This window comes from Pseudoalteromonas sp. JB197 (assembly GCF_002332205.1).
Taxonomy (GTDB): Bacteria; Pseudomonadota; Gammaproteobacteria; order Enterobacterales; family Alteromonadaceae; genus Pseudoalteromonas; species Pseudoalteromonas nigrifaciens.
The window spans coordinates 618,183-634,896 of record NZ_NRGZ01000002.1; the positions used below are offsets into that span (position 1 = coordinate 618,183).

The following is a 16,714-nucleotide window of genomic DNA, read 5'->3' on the forward strand; positions in this document are numbered from 1 at the left end:
TCATTATGCAGCCACCAGTATTTCTGATTGCCCCGTAAATAATTCATGAGGGGTTTTATACCCTCTTGTTTTTCTTGGCCGATGGTTGAGCTTATCAACTGCCGCCTGTATCTCTGCTTCACTTAGCGCCATAAAGTCAGTTCCCTTGGGGAAGAAGCGTCTAAGTAAGCCGTTGGTATTCTCATTTATGCCCCGCTCCCATGATGAATAGGGATGAGCGAAATACACATCAGCTTCTAATGCTTGTGCAACATGCTCATGGTGAGCAAACTCTTTTCCATTATCTAACGTCACGGTAATAACCCTATCTTTATATGGTGTCATACACTTGATCAGCGCATCGGCTGTTATTTTCGCATGCTTGCTTTCAATTCTGTGAACGACTGTATATAACGTTTTACGTTCAACCATTGTGACAAGCGCATTTTTACGCCCTTTACCTATCACTGTATCGCCCTCCCAATCACCAATCCTAGACTTTGAATCCACAATACTTGGGCGTTCATCAATGCTGACTCGATTAACTATCTGTCCACGTTTATCATAGCTTCCATAGCGTTTTTTATACTTTTTACATGCACGAGTGAGTGTCTTATGTAGCTTGCCACCACGAGCCTTGTCTCTGTAAATATATTGATAAATTGTTTCATGATGTAAAACGACCTGTTTCTCTAAAGCTAAGCGGCCTGCCACTTGCTCAGGGGAAAGTCCGTCATGCAACAATTTATTAATCCAGTGAGTGACGTCCTCTGTTAACTTACTTGCTTTGAAAGATGACTTACGTCTTTGTTCAGCAAAGTTATTGGCTTGGTTAGGCCGATAGCCTTTAAGTCCTTTATTGCGTTTTAGCTCTCTAGAAATAGATGACGGTGAACGAGTTAGTTCTTCAGCTATCTGCTTTTGGTTATTTCCTGCTTTTATTAACGCGTAAATCTGGTATCTTTCTTCTTGTGTCAGCTGTTTATATTTCATTAAAGCAATTTCCTTTGGCGAGAAAATGGCCGAATTATAACAGCTGGCCATCTAATCTGAGAAATTGCACTTATTATCCGAATTTAGGAACCGTTTAGTTTAAAATACATGCAATTTTAAGCAACCGTTAATAAACGCTACAAGATAAGTCTTTAGTTCTCTTCTACCATCAGCGATAATAACGATATATTAATTAACATTCTGAAATATATTAATTTGATGTTGAAAAAAAGCATTCTACTTTCTATTGCTGTTCTGTTTATTTTTAGTGCCATATATATAGGCTCTGCTATTTATACCTTGTATAGCAAAAAAATGATTTCTGTTGACCCTAGGCTCAAAGAAGTATCTGGTATTGAGTATGATAAGCATAAACGCTTATGGGCTATTAACGATAGCGGCGACGAGCCTAAACTTTACCGACTCAATGATGATGGCTCAATAGCTAAAGAAATATTAGTGACTAACGCTAAAAATATAGATTGGGAAGATATGACCCAAAATAAATTTGGTCACTTTTTTTTAGGTGATTTTGGTAATAACACCAATGAGCGCCGCTGGCTTACTATTTATAAAATAGAAAACCCCATTGATATTAAAACCGATACCACCGAAGCTGAAATAATTAAGTTTACCTACCCCGAGTTAGACGGTACACCGGTTGCTCCAGATAACCGCAATTATGACTTAGAGGCGTTTGTAGCATTAGGTAGGCACTTATATTTATTTACCAAAAATCGTACTGAACCCTTTGATGGCATTACAAATGTATATAAAGTGGGTGATCATGCGGCTAATTTTAACGCAGAACTAATCGACTCATTTAAAACCTGCACCACCATGGAAAAGCTCTGCTGGATAACCTCTGCTGCACTGAGCCCTGATCGGAAAAAACTAGTGTTATTAGACTCAACTAGCCTTTGGTTATTTGAGAATTTTAAAGGGGATAAGTTTTTCTCTGGTGATGTATCGCGAATAGACCTAGGCATTGTTACCCAAAAAGAAGCGGTTACTTTTTACGACGACAACACCATAGTATTTACCGATGAAGAGTTTAAAGGTATCGGCGGTAATGCCTATGTTATAAAACTCCACGAAGCCAAAAAGCAAATCATTAGAAAAGCACCTTTAAAACCATAATAACTAATGGTGCTTAATGTATTACTTTAAAGTGCTGAGCTTGTAGCTCAGCAAAATAAATATCAATAAAAAAGGCTCTAGCCTTCTTCTTCAACCAGCGACTCTAGAAGGTCATGTATTTCTGCTTTAAGCTCTTTATCCGAAATTTTATTAGCGCTGATTTTAGCATCTTGAAGGTTTTTAATTGCAGCCTCTTTTTGGCCTAATTCTAGCTGCAAAGTTGCCATAGAAAATGCAACCGACGACATATGATCTTTAGAGTTAATGGCTATCGATTTTTTTAAGGCTTTTTCGTAGCCTTCAATTGCTTCTTCTAATTCTTCGGTAAAATCAGCCAGCGTTTCCCATTGCACGGGGTGATCTTTGCTGGTGTTTTCGTTTTCAATACAAATTGCTTTAAGTTGCGCGTAAAGTAACTCAAATTTTTTTGTATCGTTTCTATTTGCAGCCGCCATTAGCTCTTCAGCTAAGTCGTGTACTGCTTTATATACTTTGGTGTTCATCATTGCTAATTACCTTTTGCTACCACTAAATAGTGGGTAAATTAATCATTCTCTCTTTAATAAACTTATTTTAGCAAATTAAGAAATATAAGCTGCAATGAAGTGCACTTTATCAGGATTAATACCATTGATTAAGAGAGCTATTTAAATGACGAGAAAGCCACTAAATTATTAGTGACAAGTTTAACGCATTTACCCGAGCAAAAGATAAGTAATTAAAATATTACGAACTTACGTAGTCAATAAACTTTTCTGCGACTAAGCTAACCGATGTTTTTTTATCATAAAATGCTGCGTTATGCGCCGTTAAAAACTGTGCGCATTTTGCTTTTGATTGATGAAACTTAAGTTTGCAAGAGTCAACCGTTTTCCCTAAAACCTGCTGATAAACTGTATCATCACACATTGAAAGTGCAAATTGTGAAGCCCCAGCAATAATTTCATTTATGCTCACTGTTCCAGGACCTGAATCTGAGCCTAATTTGTAAAAAATATCACTGTAAACTTTAACTTCAATAGTTTTTTTTGTATTAAAAATAGCGGCATGCGCACTAAAGTAATAGCCACTCGCTATAATTGATAAAACAATAATACTAATAATAACTTTAACACTATTCCCCATCATATCAGTAAAAAACTGACTCATTGGCAGCGCACCTAATAAAAGTTTGATTAGAAGGTGTACTAGGTGAATTGTTTTGAATTAAATATTATTTAGGAGGAATATATAGTTTAATTCCCTTATTTATATTAAAACAATCCTTGTTTTATAAAAGCATAAGCTAATGTGTAAACTTTACCACACTAAAACCTGTACTTAACTATACAAAAATACTATAAACATAGTGTTTTATCAACACTCAAACACCTTCTGTTTACATTTTTATACAACAAACCTAGCGTTTAAATTTGGTTTCTAAAATAACAGATGAAGTAGTGCGTTCTACACCATCTAAGTTGCCAATATCATCGAGTAAGTGGCTAAGTTGTTCTAAGTTTTGTGCTTGCACAACTGCAATTAAGTCAAACTCGCCACTAATAGCATAAAGCTGCGATATAGCATTAATATGCTTTAGCTCTAAATTGGTTTTTGTCGTCAGTTTTTGCCTTACTTTAATAGACACATGAGCGGCTACCATACTATTTAAAAAGTCATCGCCGTAATCAACGCTATAACCTTTAATTACGCCACTTTCCTCTAGCTTTAACATGCGGCTTTGTACAGTTGAGCGTGATAAATTAAGGTGCCTAGCTAAATCTGAAATACTCGCTCTGGCATTAGTTTTTAAAATAGATAATAGCTTTTCGTCTTGTGGAGTTATCATAATGCACAAACCCTTCGTTAATTTGACTTTTATTCTAATCATTTTTCACAAAATAGCACTGCAAATTTCATTCACAACCTTCGATAATGACACTTATAACAAAAAACACAGTGTTTACTGAAGAATACAGGCTAAGTTCTTCTTTGTTTTAGCAACACTTTTTTAAGTAGCCACATAATTTAGGTGTAAAAATGCAAGTAACTAGAGACTTATTTAACGATGTAATGGTGCCAAATTACAATCCTTCAGCAGTTATTCCGGTACGCGGCGTAGGTTCGCGTGTATGGGATCAAGATAATAACGAGTTTATTGATTTTGCCGGTGGTATTGCGGTTAACTGTTTAGGACATTGTCATCCGGCTTTAGTTAATGCACTAAAAGAGCAAGGTGAAAAAATTTGGCATTTATCAAACGTAATGACTAATGAGCCTGCTTTGCGTTTAGCTAAAAAAATGGTTGATGCTACATTTGCTGAAAAAGTGTACTTTGCCAACTCAGGTGCCGAAGCTAACGAAGCAGCGCTAAAATTAGCGCGTCGTTTTGCTCTTGACGTACACGGCGCTGAAAAAACGCAAATTATTGCTTTTAATAAAGGCTTCCACGGTCGTACCTTTTTTACCGTAACGGTTGGTGGTCAAGCAGCTTATTCAGATGGTTTTGGCCCTAAGCCTGCCGATATTGTGCATTGCGATTTTAACGACATTAGCGCATTTGAAGCCCTTATTAGCGATAAAACCTGTGCGGTAATGATGGAGCCACTACAAGGTGAAGGCGGTATTATTTCACCCACTGACGATTTTGCACACAAAGTACGCGAGCTATGTACTAAGCACAACGCGCTGCTTATTTTTGATGAAGTCCAAACGGGTGTTGGCCGTACTGGCGATTTATACGCGTATCAGGGCTTAAACGTAGTACCTGATATTTTAACTACAGCAAAAGCGTTAGGTGGAGGCTTTCCTATCGGTGCCATGATCACCACCACGGCAATAGCAGCGCATTTAAAAGTTGGCACACATGGCTCTACATACGGTGGAAATCCATTAGCCTGCGCCGTAGCCGAAGCCGCTTTTGATACAGTAAATACCCCAAAAGTACTTAGCGGCGTAAAAGAGCGCGAACAGCTGTTTCGTGATGGCCTAAATGCGATTAACGAAAAATATAATGTATTTAGTGAAATTCGCGGTAAAGGTTTATTAATTGGTGCTGCACTAAACGACAAGTTTGCTGGGCGTGCACGCGACTTTTTAATAGCCAGTGCTAACAATGGTTTAATGAACTTAGTAGCCGGTGCGGATGTTATTCGTTTTACTCCGTCTTTAGTTATTCCGTTAGAAGATATTAAAGAAGGCCTAGAGCGCTTTGATAAAGCCGTAAGCGATGTAGTTAACGGTTAATAATAGTAAACCAGCACGCCTTTGGGCGTGCTATTGGAGCAAGTAATTAATGCAAGTATTACGTCCTATTACAGCCAACGACTTTGATGCGCTTAAGCAAATAGCAATAGAGTCTGGGCATGGGTTTACCTCTTTGCCCGTAGATGACACCCAGCTAAAAGAAAAAATTGACCGCGCTGAAAAAAGCTTTGCTAAAAACATTAATAAACCATTGGACGAGAGCTATTTATTTGTTTTAGAAGACAGTGAAACAGGTAAAGTGATTGGCACAACCGCAATAGAAGCCGCTGTAGGCTTAACTGTGCCGCTATATCATTATCACTTAGGTAAAACAGTGCATCACTCGCCTACATTAAATGTATACAACACTGTTGATATTTTGAGCATGTGTAACGACTACACGGGTTGCTCTGAAATATGCACTTTGTTTTTACGTGAAGACAGCCGTACAGGCTTAACTGGGCGCTTTTTATCGCGCTCGCGCTTTTTGTTTATGGCGCAGCACAGTGAACGCTTTGCCGATACCGTCATTGCCGAAATGCGCGGTGTAAGCGACGAGCACGGCCATTCGCCATTTTGGCAATGGCTACAAGAGCACTTTTTTAGTATTGAGTTTCCACAAGCAGATCATTTAGTCGGTTTAGGCGACAAGGTATTTATTAGCGAGCTCATGCCTAAGTACCCTATTTACGTAAATTTACTGAGTAAAAAAGCCCAAGCTGTGATCGGTCATGTTCATGAAAAAACCAAACCCGCGCTTAAACTCCTCGAAAAAGAAGGTTTTGAGCATCGCGGCTATGTTGACTTATTTGATGCCGGCCCCACTGTAGAAGCTAAGCTAGGTAATATTCGCAGTATTCGCGAGTCTCAAGTGTGCCCTATTACCATAGGTGAACTTGAGCACATAACACAAAACAGTTCCGACACGCTCGCTATTTGTAATCATGGTGTGAGTGACTTTAGAGCTACATTTACTAAACACGCGCATTATAATCATGCAAAGCATACGTTAATCATTAGCCAAGCAGTGGCTGATGCACTTAAGTTAAGCCAAGGAGATGCAGCACGATTCTTTCGTCTGTAAATATATATGAATACACAACTTATAAATAACCAATGGCAAGCAGGCCAAGGCCCCGCGTTTGCCTCAATTAATCCAAGCAATGGCGAAACAATTTGGCAAGGTAATGGCGCCAGTGCTGAGCAAGTAAATAGCGCAATAAAAGCAGCAAGAGCAGCGCAGTTACAATGGGCCGATACCCCGCTTGAGCAGCGCATTACTATACTAGAAAACTTTGCTGCACAACTAAAAGAACACAGCGAAGAGTTTGCCGTTATTATTGCCCAAGAAACCGGGAAACCTTTATGGGAAACCCGTACTGAAGTAGGTGCGATGACAGGTAAAGTCGCTATTTCGGTAAAAGCATATAATGAGCGCACCGGCACCACAGAAAACCCAATGCCAGGTGCTAAAGCATTTATTAGGCATAAACCGCACGGTGTAGTGGCTATTTTTGGCCCTTATAACTTCCCGGGGCACTTGCCTAACGGGCATATTGTGCCAGCTATTTTAGCGGGTAACACTGTGGTATTTAAACCCTCAGAGCTTACTCCTCATGTAGCACAATTTACTTTATCGCTGTGGTTAAAGGCGGGCTTACCTGCTGGTGTAATTAACCTAGTACAAGGCGAAATTGAAACAGGTAAGGCATTGGCCGCTCACCAAGATATAGATGGCTTATTTTTTACCGGTAGTTCTAATACAGGTCATTTATTACATAAACAGTTTGCTGGCCACCCGGGTAAAATTTTAGCGCTTGAAATGGGCGGCAATAACCCGCTTATAATTAAAGACGTAAACGATGTTAGCGCCGCAGTACACGACATTATTCAGTCGGGCTTTATTACTTCTGGCCAACGCTGTACCTGTGCACGCCGAGTATTTATTGAAAACTCGAGTAATGGCGATGCCATTCTAGCTAAGCTTATTAGCGCCACTAAAAATATCGTAGTTGATGACAGTTTTGCAACAGAGCAGCCATTTATGGGTGCTATGATCAGCGAAAAAGCAGCATTAGGTATGGTGGCTGCGCAAAATGAACTTGTCGCTAAAGGCGCTGAGATTTTAGTTGAACTTAAGCAATTAAAACCAGGTACTGGTTTTGTTAGCCCAGGTATTATCGATGTGACTAATGTAAATGATATGCCAGATGAAGAGCATTTTGGGCCATTAATTAAAATATATCGCTACAGCGATTTTGACAGCGCCATTAATGAAGCAAATAACACCAGCTTTGGTTTATCTGCCGGCTTACTCGCCGATAGTGAAAACGATTATAACCACTTTTTAAAGCGTATTCGTGCTGGCATTGTTAACTGGAATCGCCCCATTACCGGTGCGTCTAGCGCTGCACCATTTGGTGGCATTGGCGCCAGTGGTAATCACAGAGCAAGCGCCTATTACGCTGCCGATTATTGCGCCTACCCGGTAGCTTCTGTTGAATCAGATAAAGTAACTTTACCGCAAACCCTCGCGCCGGGCTTAATAATTGAATAAATACAACTTAACTAGCGTTAAGCTATATAACAAAATTTAAGGATTTAAAATGCATACTGATGTAAATACATTATTTGATAACCTATGGCAAAACTACTTAAACGTAACGCCATCGGCAGACAAAATTCATGATCTATTAGGTTCAACGCAAAAAGATGACATTATTAACGATCATATTGCTCTGCGTACCTTTAACATTGAAAAAGTGGGCTTAGAAAAGCTGGCAGCACACTTTTTAGCTTTAGGTTATAAAGAATGCGGTGAGTATCACTTTGAAGCTAAAAAACTATACGCAAAGCACTACGAGCATAGCGATTTAACACAGCCAAAAGTATTTATTTCTGAGTTGTTGGTCGATAAATGCTCTCCTGAGTTACAAGCAATTGTAAATGATATGGTAAGCCAAATTGACGAAAGCGCAGTGACTGCCGATAACTTTTTATACTCAGGCACGCACTGGCAAGTAAGCACAGACACTTATAAACAACTTCTTGCCGAGAGCGAATATGCAGCGTGGATGTCGGCATGGGGTTATCGAGCTAATCACTTTACGGTAAATATTAATACCCTTGATAAGTTTGATAATATTGAAGATGTTAACCAAGCACTAAAAGATGCAGGCTTTACACTTAACAGCTCAGGCGGCGAAGTAAAAGGCTCGCCAGAGGTATTACTTGAGCAATCGTCAACCCTTGCTGATGAGTACTCAGTGAGCTTTAGCGATGGTGAAATGAGCATTCCTAGCTGTTTTTATGAGTTTGCTATTCGCTATCCTAAAGCCGATGGCGAGCTTTACACCGGATTTGTGGCAGCTTCTGCAGATAAAATTTTTGAAAGTACCAATGCGCGCTAAATAGCCTGTATTTAGTTACTTTTAAAAAGCCCGTAAAGGGCTTTTTTTATGCCTATTTAACATCAACTCTGGTGAAGAGATTTACTAACGTAATGGCGCTTCGATTAATTTCACTTATCGATAAGATGATTTAAATTAACAACCCAAACTACTGTTTTATATTAACTTAAATTAATTCCAAGCTATTTAAAATTAACTATTGCACAAATTAAAAACACGTTTTATTATTTCGCTGCTTCTTGATTATAATCAATCTGAGTAGATTACAAACCTAGTTTGTAGCAAGGCAAATCAGCAACTATACAGCCAAGTTTTACCTGGCTAATTACTAGCAAACTTTCCTCAACTATAGTTACGTTGGCTTGTAACTATATACTTAAACGCAGTTGCTCATTCCAACTGCGTTTTTTTGCTTTAAGGGGACAAACTCCCTGTAGTTATTATAAAAACAGCGGCTTATAATCGTTTTCTAATTGTTCAAACGACAAGTCTCCAATAAAGCGCCCAAAGCTGAGCCAAGTTGCTAAACCGCGTAAGTCTTTAAAGTGTGGCGGTACAAACTTAGGCGATTCGATTACTCCTAAACTATGCAGTTGCGTAATCAGCCTAAAGTCATCAATCGATATTTTTCCAACCAGTAATAAAGGCAGTTGATCAATTCGGCCCAGTTGTATGGCAACCCGAATCAAGTTGTACACCAAAACAAAGCCTTTAATGTAGGCAATATCTTTAGTAAACGGCAAACCTGTGGGTGTACTGCCCCTAAATACACGCTGAGCTAAAGTATAGCTTTCATCTTGCGATAATCCTTGCGCTACATAATCGCGGTAAATGTCAACAAATTCAGCACCATCAATTACCTTGGTTACCGCTTGAATACGGTTAACTAATTTAGATAAGCGCCGTGGTGTTGATTTTAAGGTGATAATTTCGGTTAATACCGCAAGGCCCTCTTGGGTCACTGTAGAGCTAGGCGTGCCTTTACTTAAACAGGTTAAGTAAGGTTGCGCTAGGCCATTTTGCGTCGTGCCTACATGTATCCAGCCTTCGTGCACTTCTAGAATATCGAGTTCACGCTGCGAAAACTTCACATCTTTATTTAGCTTAATATTATTAGCCCCAGCTGCTGCATCGCTCACTATGCCATCGCTTAGCATTACCTCTACGTTGATCCCTACCATACTGGCATTAACTTGCTCAGATAAAATACGCACAGCATCGCTTGCTGCTATATTTTTAGGATCGTCTGGCAGTATATCGGCAATTAATAAGTTTTTAAGCGGCCGCTCTAACATGTTTGCCAGCTCAGTAAGTGAAGGCTCACCAGCATGAAACAAATCTTTAGGGTGCCCAAATAGCTCTACTGATAGGTCATGAAATTCAGGCGTTCCTCGATATTCCAGCATGCTTAATACGGTTTTATACTCGCTGCACATTTTTCCCATATATTGAGCTATTGGGTTTAGCTGTCCTAACTGGTTAATAATGTTACGCTGCAAAGTAGAAAACGCTTGGCGTAGTTCGCTGGGCACAAATCCTAAATCGCGCTGCTGATAATATGCACGATCGATAACTGGATTTTTTTGACATTTTTGTCTAAAAAATTCTTCTTTAATTTGTTTATCCCAATTAATCGCATCCAGTATTCTTATTGGTGTTTGCAGGGCAACTAATTGATCTGATAATTCACGAGTTTTAAGTAGTAACGCCTTGTCTATCATGTGTAAGCTCAACAAATAATGAACCGTGAGCATAATTTAAAATAACCAAATTACAAAGTAATATCATCATTTTTTAACCATTGTTTTTAAGATGATCGGGCCACATATCTAATACGTATACACTTGCAAATTAAGGATTAATTAATGAAAAATGAAATCGACAACAAGCAAATTTTAGCTGTGTATGAACGCATAATACAACGCGGCGAAATGCAGGATGATGCTAAGCATTATCAAGGCGTTACCGCGTATTCAGACGCAGACGGTTATACCATTTATTTACAAGGCAGCGGGGTAGAACTGCGCTTTGGTTTTCATAATACGTATCATCTTGATTACGAACATGAAAAACAAAAAGATGACTTTTTAAAAAAATTACACAATATTGCCAATGAAACCTAATGCTGCCACCCAGGCTTAAAAAACGCGCCACTAGCAAGCTCAATACTTCCTTTATTACGCAAGTAATTATTGAGCTTGAAGCTAATCCGCACAAGCTCGAAATTATTCGCCACAACCTAGCTTACTACCGCACCCAAACTCATTTAAAAAAAGGCTTTCTTCTCGCTATTGAGCGATTTGACTGGGTATTTGCAGCATGTAATAACGTGGATGAAATTTGCGCACAAATTATGGCCGATGACTACATTGGAAATCGTCTTAGGCGTTATCCTCTTTTGTTCAAAGGTATATTAACGCCTTAAATAAAGCTGTAACAATACCTCTGCTTTGTATATATATTAACCCTTCTTGCTTTGCTATATTTACATTAACTTTATAAAACCAGCCTGTTGTTATAATTATATCCATTGCAATTTTGGCTATATAAACAGCAATATATACCGTTAGTGCTCTAATGATTACCGTACTAAGCATATTATTTGAAATTATTTACATTTTATTTCTTAGTAAAAATACCCCTCATTTACCTCACTACAAAATAACGCATAAACTATTGTTTTTAAATAATATAAATTAAATTAATTGTTTGTTATTTACGTATGCTAGATTACCTTTTTTGTTAATATTTCATCTACATTTAGGCATCCGATCATTTACCTGCGCCTTGAATTGTTAGAGCTATTACCTTAAGCTTATGTTTATTGAACGGTCAATTAATAATAAATATGCCTAAAGTTGGAATGGAACCTATAAGACGTCAGCAGCTAATTGACGCAACAATTGAGTCGGTTGCACAGCGCGGTTTACAAGCAACCACTATTAACAGTATTAGTAAAAATGCGGGATTATCCTCTGGCATTATTAGTCATTACTTTGGTGGTAAGCAGGGATTAATTGAAGCAACGGTCAGGTATTTACTTACGAGTTTAAAACAGGAGCTTGTTTGCAAGCTTGAAGCAAATACCAACGCGACGCAGCGCTTAATGTTTATTATTGAAGCTAACTTTGCACTTGTGCAACAGCGCTCAGACACTACACGAACTTGGTTGAGCTTTTGGGCACAATCAATGCACGATGCCGAATTACACCGGCTACAAAATGTAAACAGCAAACGCTTGCAAAGTAATTTAGCATTTTCATTTAAGCAATTAATGCCCACTGAGCAAGCAAAACAAGCTGCCGAACTTAGCGCCGCCATGATCGACGGCCTATGGTTACGAGCAGTACTTAGTAAATCAAACGAACATCAGTTTAATCACAGTGAAAAGCTAGCAAAAAGTTATGTGCATTCACTCATCAAGCAATATGGAGCCTAGCGTGACAACACCTGTCTATCAAAATTTTATTAACGGCCATTTCCTTGCAAATAAAAGCGGCAAAACATTTGATGTAACTAACCCTGCTACGGGTGAAGTTATTTATGCAGTAGAAATTGCTGACGAGTTTATTCAAAACGCTGCCATTGCAAGTGCAAAGCAAGGTTTTGCTCAGTGGTCGGCCATGTCGCCTATTGAGCGCAGTCGCATTTTACTCAAGGCCGTAGCAATTTTACGCGAGCGCAATGATGAGCTAGCGCTGGTAGAGGTACTTGATACCGGCAAACCAATGCAAGAAGCAAACTGTGTAGATATTGAAACAGGCGCTGATGTTATTGAATTCTTTGCTGGTTTAGCACCGGCACAAGTTGGCCAACAACAAATGGTTGGCAGCGACTTTTACTATACCCGTAAAGAGCCTTTAGGTATTTGCGCTGGTATTGGTGCGTGGAACTACCCGCTACAAATTGCCTGTTGGAAATCGGGCCCTGCTCTTGCCGCTGGTAATGCGTTTATTTTTAAACCATCGGAAGAAACACCACTTGGCGCAATTAAGCTAGCTGAAATTTTTGTAGAAGCTGGCGTACCCGCAGGTGTATTTAATGTAGTACAAGGCGCAGGCGATGTAGGCCAATGGCTAACACAGCATACTGATATAGATAAAGTGTCGTTTACTGGCGAAGTGGGTACAGGTAAAAAGGTAGTTGCGAGCGCTGCGGGATCTTTAAAAGATGTCACCATGGAGCTTGGTGGTAAGTCGCCATTAATTGTATTTGATGATGCCAATATTGAACAAGCAGTAAGTGCTGCAATGTTAGGCAACTTCTATACTCAAGGCGAAGTGTGTACTAATTGTACCCGTATTTATGTTCATAAAAATGTATATCAACAATTTATTGATGAGCTTAAAACCCGTACTGAACAAAATATTATTGCCGGCGATCCTCAAGATTTAAATACTAACTTTGGCGCGCTAATTTCTAAAAAGCATCAAGACTTAGTAATGAGCTACGTTAATAAAGGTATTGCAGAGGGCGCAACGCTACTAACAGGTGGTACAACACTTTCACCTGCATCTGCACCTAACGGCTACTTTGTTGCCCCTACTGTGTTTATTGATTGCAACGATGACATGACCATAGTCAAAGAAGAAATATTTGGCCCAGTAATGAGCGTGCTGGTATTTGATGACGAAGACGATGTGATTAAACGTGCAAACGGCACTCACCTTGGTCTAGCTGCAGGTGTATTTACTAGCGACATTAAGCGTGCACACCGTGTTATTCATCAACTACAAGCGGGTATTTGTTGGATTAACGCGTATGGTAACTCGCCTGCAGAAATGCCAGTGGGTGGTTACAAGCAATCGGGCATTGGCCGCGAAAACGGCATAGAAACCCTCGATACTTATACCCAAACTAAATCTGTTTATGTTGGTATGACCGACATAGAAAGCCCATTTTAAAGGATACTGATTATGAGTAATTCGTATGACTATATTATTGTGGGCGCAGGCTCTGCAGGTTGCGTGTTAGCAAATCGCTTATCGGCCGATAAAAACACCCGTGTATTACTACTAGAAACGGGTGGCAGTGATAAAAGCATTTTTATAAAAATGCCTACCGCGCTTTCTATTCCAATGAATAGCGATAAGTACGCGTGGCAGTTTCATACCCAACCTGAGCCGCATTTAGACAACCGAGAAATGCATTGTCCGCGCGGTAAAGTACTCGGTGGTTCGTCATCTATTAATGGCATGGTGTATGTACGCGGCCATGCAAAAGACTTTGACGAATGGCAACACAATGGCGCAAACGGCTGGGATTATCAGTCTTGTTTACCGTATTTTCAAAAAGCAGAAAGCTTTTACTTAGGTGAAAATAAGTACCGTGGCGGTAAAGGCCCGCTGGGCGTTAATAACGGTAACGAAATGAAAAACCCTTTGTACAGCACCTTTATTAAAGCGGGCATTGAAGCGGGTTACGCACACACTTACGACTACAATGCCTCGCAGCAAGAAGGCTTTGGGCCAATGCACATGACGGTAAAAGACGGTGTACGTAGCTCAGCCGCGCGTGAATATTTAGACCCTGTTAAATCGCGTAGTAATTTAACTATTGTTACCGATGCACTTGCCCAGCGCGTTGTTTTAGAGGGCAAAAAAGCCACTGGTATTGAATACAAAGTAAATGGCGAAGTTAAAACCGCTGTTGCTGCAAAAGAAGTGATATTAAGCGCCGGCTCTATTGGCTCGCCACATATTTTACAGCTATCGGGTATTGGCGATAGCGAGGTGCTTAAAAAAGCAGGCATTGAGGTAAAACACCATTTACCCGGTGTAGGGCAAAACTTACAAGATCATCTTGAGTTTTACTTTCAATATAAGTGCAAACAACCTATTACCTTAAACGGTAAATTAGGGTTAATTTCAAAAGGTTTAATTGGTGCACGTTGGTTATTAACCCGCAAGGGACTGGGCGCTACAAATCACTTTGAATCATGTGCTTTTATTCGCTCTAAGCCTGGAGTTGAATGGCCGGATTTGCAATACCATTTTTTACCTGCCGCAATGCGCTACGACGGACGCAGTGCCTTTGACGGCCATGGCTTTCAAGTACATGTAGGTCATAACAAGCCAAAAAGCCGCGGCAGCGTTACTATTGCATCGGCTGATCCTGAGCAACCACCTAAAATTGTGTTTAATTACCTACAACATCAAGATGACATTGAAGGCTTTAGAGCCTGTGTACGCCTAACTCGTGAAATTATTGAGCAAAGTGCCTTTGATGATTATCGCGATGAAGAAATTCAGCCAGGTAAGCATATTCAAACCGATGCAGAAATAGATGCCTTTGTACGTCAAACGGTTGAAAGCGCTTATCACCCTTCTTGCTCTTGCAAAATGGGTGAAGATGAACTGGCAGTCGTTAATTCAAACACTCAAGTACATGGGATTGCAGGTTTACGTGTAGTTGACTCATCTATATTTCCAACCATACCAAACGGTAACTTAAACGGCCCTACCATTATGGTGGCCGAAAAAGCCGCTGATATTATTTTAGGTAATAAGCCACTAGCAAAACTCAATGCATCTGTAGCAATGAGCGCTAACTGGCAAACAACACAACGTAATAGCAAGATATAAATTAAGCCACTGGCAAAGGTTTAGCTACTTAGGTAGTTAACCCTTTGTGAGGCTCGCCGTGGCTCACGATATAAATTGGTTATGTTGTGTTAACGCGAGAAAAAACAATAAACGGAGTATTTATGAATTACTTTTATTTATTTTGGGAGGGCGATAATGACTATTTGGCTTAGTGCTGGGATTATTTTCACCTTATTAGCTGTAATCGCTATTTTATTTAAATGGGGCAATGTACGTGTTGTAGGCGTAACGCCAGTTAGAACATTTACCTTTATAGCCATATTATTTACCTCAGGCCTAGATGTTGGCCTTATTATGTTTCCGTTAACCGAATTTGCCGGTTATGCAGACATAAAAGCAAGCCCAGAGTACGCATTTGCAAATCCGCTAGCTATTGAGTTTGGCTATTGGGGATTTTTAATCTGGGGATTTTACTTTCTTACGTGCTTTTATTTCTGTGTAATAGAACCTAAAGTTAAATTTTTCGAAATTCCTTGGGTTAAGTTTATTAATAACGTTGTCATCATTGGCACCTGTGCATTTACTGCTTACTTACTACTGACTAACTTACCTTGGTACTTACCCGACTTCGGTGATGGCTCAAGTGTTATTCCGGTGTTTTATTTAATTGTGCTGGCTGCAATAGCGTTTGCTGCCTATTCGAGTACCGACATTAAGTATGTACGTATTTTAAGTATTTCTACTACTTGGATGTTTTTAGCGCTCATTGCCTTTATGTGGGCGGGTGCATTTGTATTTGGTGACAGTGAATTGTCTGCCTTTTCGAATAACTTAGGCGCTATTGGTACTTATTTTGCTAATATTAATGAATTTGTTTTACCGCTAAATGACTACCATGAGTTTTATTTATTTTGGTGGTTTGCATGGAGCATTATGATAGGTCAATTTACTGCACGTTTTGTCGGTGGATTAAGAACTTACCAGGTATTGGCTGCAATGTTGATTTTCCCATCAATTCCAATTGCTATCTGGTTTAGTGTGCTTTATCACTACCACGAAGCTGGTATTCCTACCGAAGGTATTAAAAACTTTGCCATGGTATTTGTTGGTATTATTTTTGTAATTAACTCTCTTGATTCGCTTATCCGGTTATACACAGATAACTTAAACTTGACGGTTAAACGCTTAGGTAAATTTAAATATTTAACCATGAATATTGTTGCTTTGTCGTTGTTAACATTACTATTTAAGTTAGAGTTTTTACAAATTCAATGGGTTGGCGCATTAGTTATTACCTTGTTCTTTATTTGTATTGCTTATATTGGCTACAACAAATTAAAAACGGTGAACGACATTATAGGCTCACCAAAAGCAAACGAAATTGATTACACCAAAATTGAAAATATGAGCTAGGAACAACAT

The 16,714-nt window shown here is 39.4% G+C and carries 16 protein-coding genes; 11 read left to right on the forward strand and 5 right to left on the reverse strand.

Going from position 1 to position 16,714, the window contains the following annotated elements; all coding sequences use genetic code 11:
• Positions 1 to 3: 3 nt before the first annotated feature.
• Positions 4 to 972 (reverse strand): IS30 family transposase, encoded by a 969-nt coding sequence (locus CIK86_RS17895; RefSeq protein ID WP_096317079.1) that lies wholly within the window; start codon positions 970 to 972, stop codon positions 4 to 6.
• Between the two features lie 219 nt (positions 973 to 1,191).
• Here CIK86_RS17895 and CIK86_RS17900 point away from each other — a divergent pair, with 219 nt between their 5' ends.
• The gene (locus CIK86_RS17900) at positions 1,192 to 2,112 is read left to right on the forward strand and encodes a hypothetical protein (protein WP_086995870.1); all 921 of its coding nucleotides are present in this window, start codon (positions 1,192 to 1,194) and stop codon (positions 2,110 to 2,112) included.
• A gap of 77 nt (positions 2,113 to 2,189) precedes the next feature.
• On the opposite strand, the gene CIK86_RS17905 is transcribed toward CIK86_RS17900, so the two are convergent.
• The 3 genes from CIK86_RS17905 to CIK86_RS17915 all read right to left on the reverse strand — a co-directional run bounded on the left by CIK86_RS17905 (position 2,190) and on the right by CIK86_RS17915 (position 3,940).
• Positions 2,190 to 2,618, reverse strand: a complete 429-nt coding sequence (locus CIK86_RS17905; protein ID WP_086995867.1) for a Replicative DNA helicase — start codon at positions 2,616 to 2,618, stop codon at positions 2,190 to 2,192.
• Between the two features lie 220 nt (positions 2,619 to 2,838).
• On the reverse strand, positions 2,839 to 3,261 hold the full coding sequence (locus CIK86_RS17910; protein WP_254910733.1) for a hypothetical protein: 423 nt from the start codon (positions 3,259 to 3,261) through the stop codon (positions 2,839 to 2,841).
• A gap of 250 nt (positions 3,262 to 3,511) precedes the next feature.
• On the reverse strand, positions 3,512 to 3,940 hold the full coding sequence (locus CIK86_RS17915; RefSeq protein WP_086995864.1) for an Lrp/AsnC family transcriptional regulator: 429 nt from the start codon (positions 3,938 to 3,940) through the stop codon (positions 3,512 to 3,514).
• 191 nt (positions 3,941 to 4,131) lie between these two features.
• Here CIK86_RS17915 and CIK86_RS17920 point away from each other — a divergent pair, with 191 nt between their 5' ends.
• The 4 genes from CIK86_RS17920 to CIK86_RS17935 are packed head-to-tail and all read left to right on the forward strand — an operon-like array spanning position 4,132 to position 8,747.
• Positions 4,132 to 5,337 (forward strand): aspartate aminotransferase family protein, encoded by a 1,206-nt coding sequence (locus CIK86_RS17920; protein ID WP_011330053.1) that lies wholly within the window; start codon positions 4,132 to 4,134, stop codon positions 5,335 to 5,337.
• A gap of 49 nt (positions 5,338 to 5,386) precedes the next feature.
• The gene (astA, locus tag CIK86_RS17925) at positions 5,387 to 6,421 is read left to right on the forward strand and encodes an arginine N-succinyltransferase (protein ID WP_011330052.1); all 1,035 of its coding nucleotides are present in this window, start codon (positions 5,387 to 5,389) and stop codon (positions 6,419 to 6,421) included.
• A 6-nt stretch (positions 6,422 to 6,427) separates the two neighbouring features.
• Positions 6,428 to 7,894 carry a succinylglutamate-semialdehyde dehydrogenase gene (gene astD, locus CIK86_RS17930; RefSeq protein ID WP_086995861.1) on the forward strand — a complete coding sequence of 489 codons (1,467 nt, stop codon included), beginning with the start codon at positions 6,428 to 6,430 and terminating at the stop codon, positions 7,892 to 7,894.
• 49 nt (positions 7,895 to 7,943) lie between these two features.
• Positions 7,944 to 8,747: a DUF1338 domain-containing protein gene (locus CIK86_RS17935; RefSeq protein ID WP_086995857.1), complete on the forward strand. Its 804-nt coding sequence runs from the start codon at positions 7,944 to 7,946 to the stop codon at positions 8,745 to 8,747.
• Positions 8,748 to 9,187: 440 nt separating this feature from the next.
• On the opposite strand, the gene CIK86_RS17940 is transcribed toward CIK86_RS17935, so the two are convergent.
• Entirely contained in the window at positions 9,188 to 10,468 is a 1,281-nt protein-coding gene (locus CIK86_RS17940; protein ID WP_011330049.1) for a flavohemoglobin expression-modulating QEGLA motif protein, read from the reverse strand.
• A 144-nt stretch (positions 10,469 to 10,612) separates the two neighbouring features.
• Between CIK86_RS17940 and CIK86_RS17945 the strand changes: the two genes are divergently transcribed.
• The 6 genes from CIK86_RS17945 (at position 10,613) to CIK86_RS17975 (ending at position 16,705) form a co-directional block, all read left to right on the forward strand.
• Positions 10,613 to 10,870 carry a DUF3081 domain-containing protein gene (locus tag CIK86_RS17945; protein ID WP_086995854.1) on the forward strand — a complete coding sequence of 86 codons (258 nt, stop codon included), beginning with the start codon at positions 10,613 to 10,615 and terminating at the stop codon, positions 10,868 to 10,870.
• A complete protein-coding gene (locus CIK86_RS17950; protein ID WP_086995851.1) occupies positions 10,870 to 11,172 on the forward strand; it encodes a hypothetical protein in 303 nt (100 codons plus the stop codon). The genes CIK86_RS17945 and CIK86_RS17950 overlap by 1 nt, the downstream gene beginning before the upstream one ends.
• A gap of 438 nt (positions 11,173 to 11,610) precedes the next feature.
• Positions 11,611 to 12,186, forward strand: coding sequence for a transcriptional regulator BetI (betI, locus tag CIK86_RS17960; protein ID WP_086995886.1), 576 nt, complete (start codon positions 11,611 to 11,613; stop codon positions 12,184 to 12,186).
• A 1-nt stretch (position 12,187) separates the two neighbouring features.
• Positions 12,188 to 13,651, forward strand: a complete 1,464-nt coding sequence (gene betB / locus CIK86_RS17965; RefSeq protein WP_086995889.1) for a betaine-aldehyde dehydrogenase — start codon at positions 12,188 to 12,190, stop codon at positions 13,649 to 13,651.
• A 12-nt stretch (positions 13,652 to 13,663) separates the two neighbouring features.
• Positions 13,664 to 15,331: a choline dehydrogenase gene (gene betA / locus CIK86_RS17970; RefSeq protein WP_086995844.1), complete on the forward strand. Its 1,668-nt coding sequence runs from the start codon at positions 13,664 to 13,666 to the stop codon at positions 15,329 to 15,331.
• 156 nt (positions 15,332 to 15,487) lie between these two features.
• On the forward strand, positions 15,488 to 16,705 hold the full coding sequence (locus CIK86_RS17975) for a BCCT family transporter (RefSeq protein ID WP_086995841.1): 1,218 nt from the start codon (positions 15,488 to 15,490) through the stop codon (positions 16,703 to 16,705).
• Positions 16,706 to 16,714: the final 9 nt, after the last annotated feature.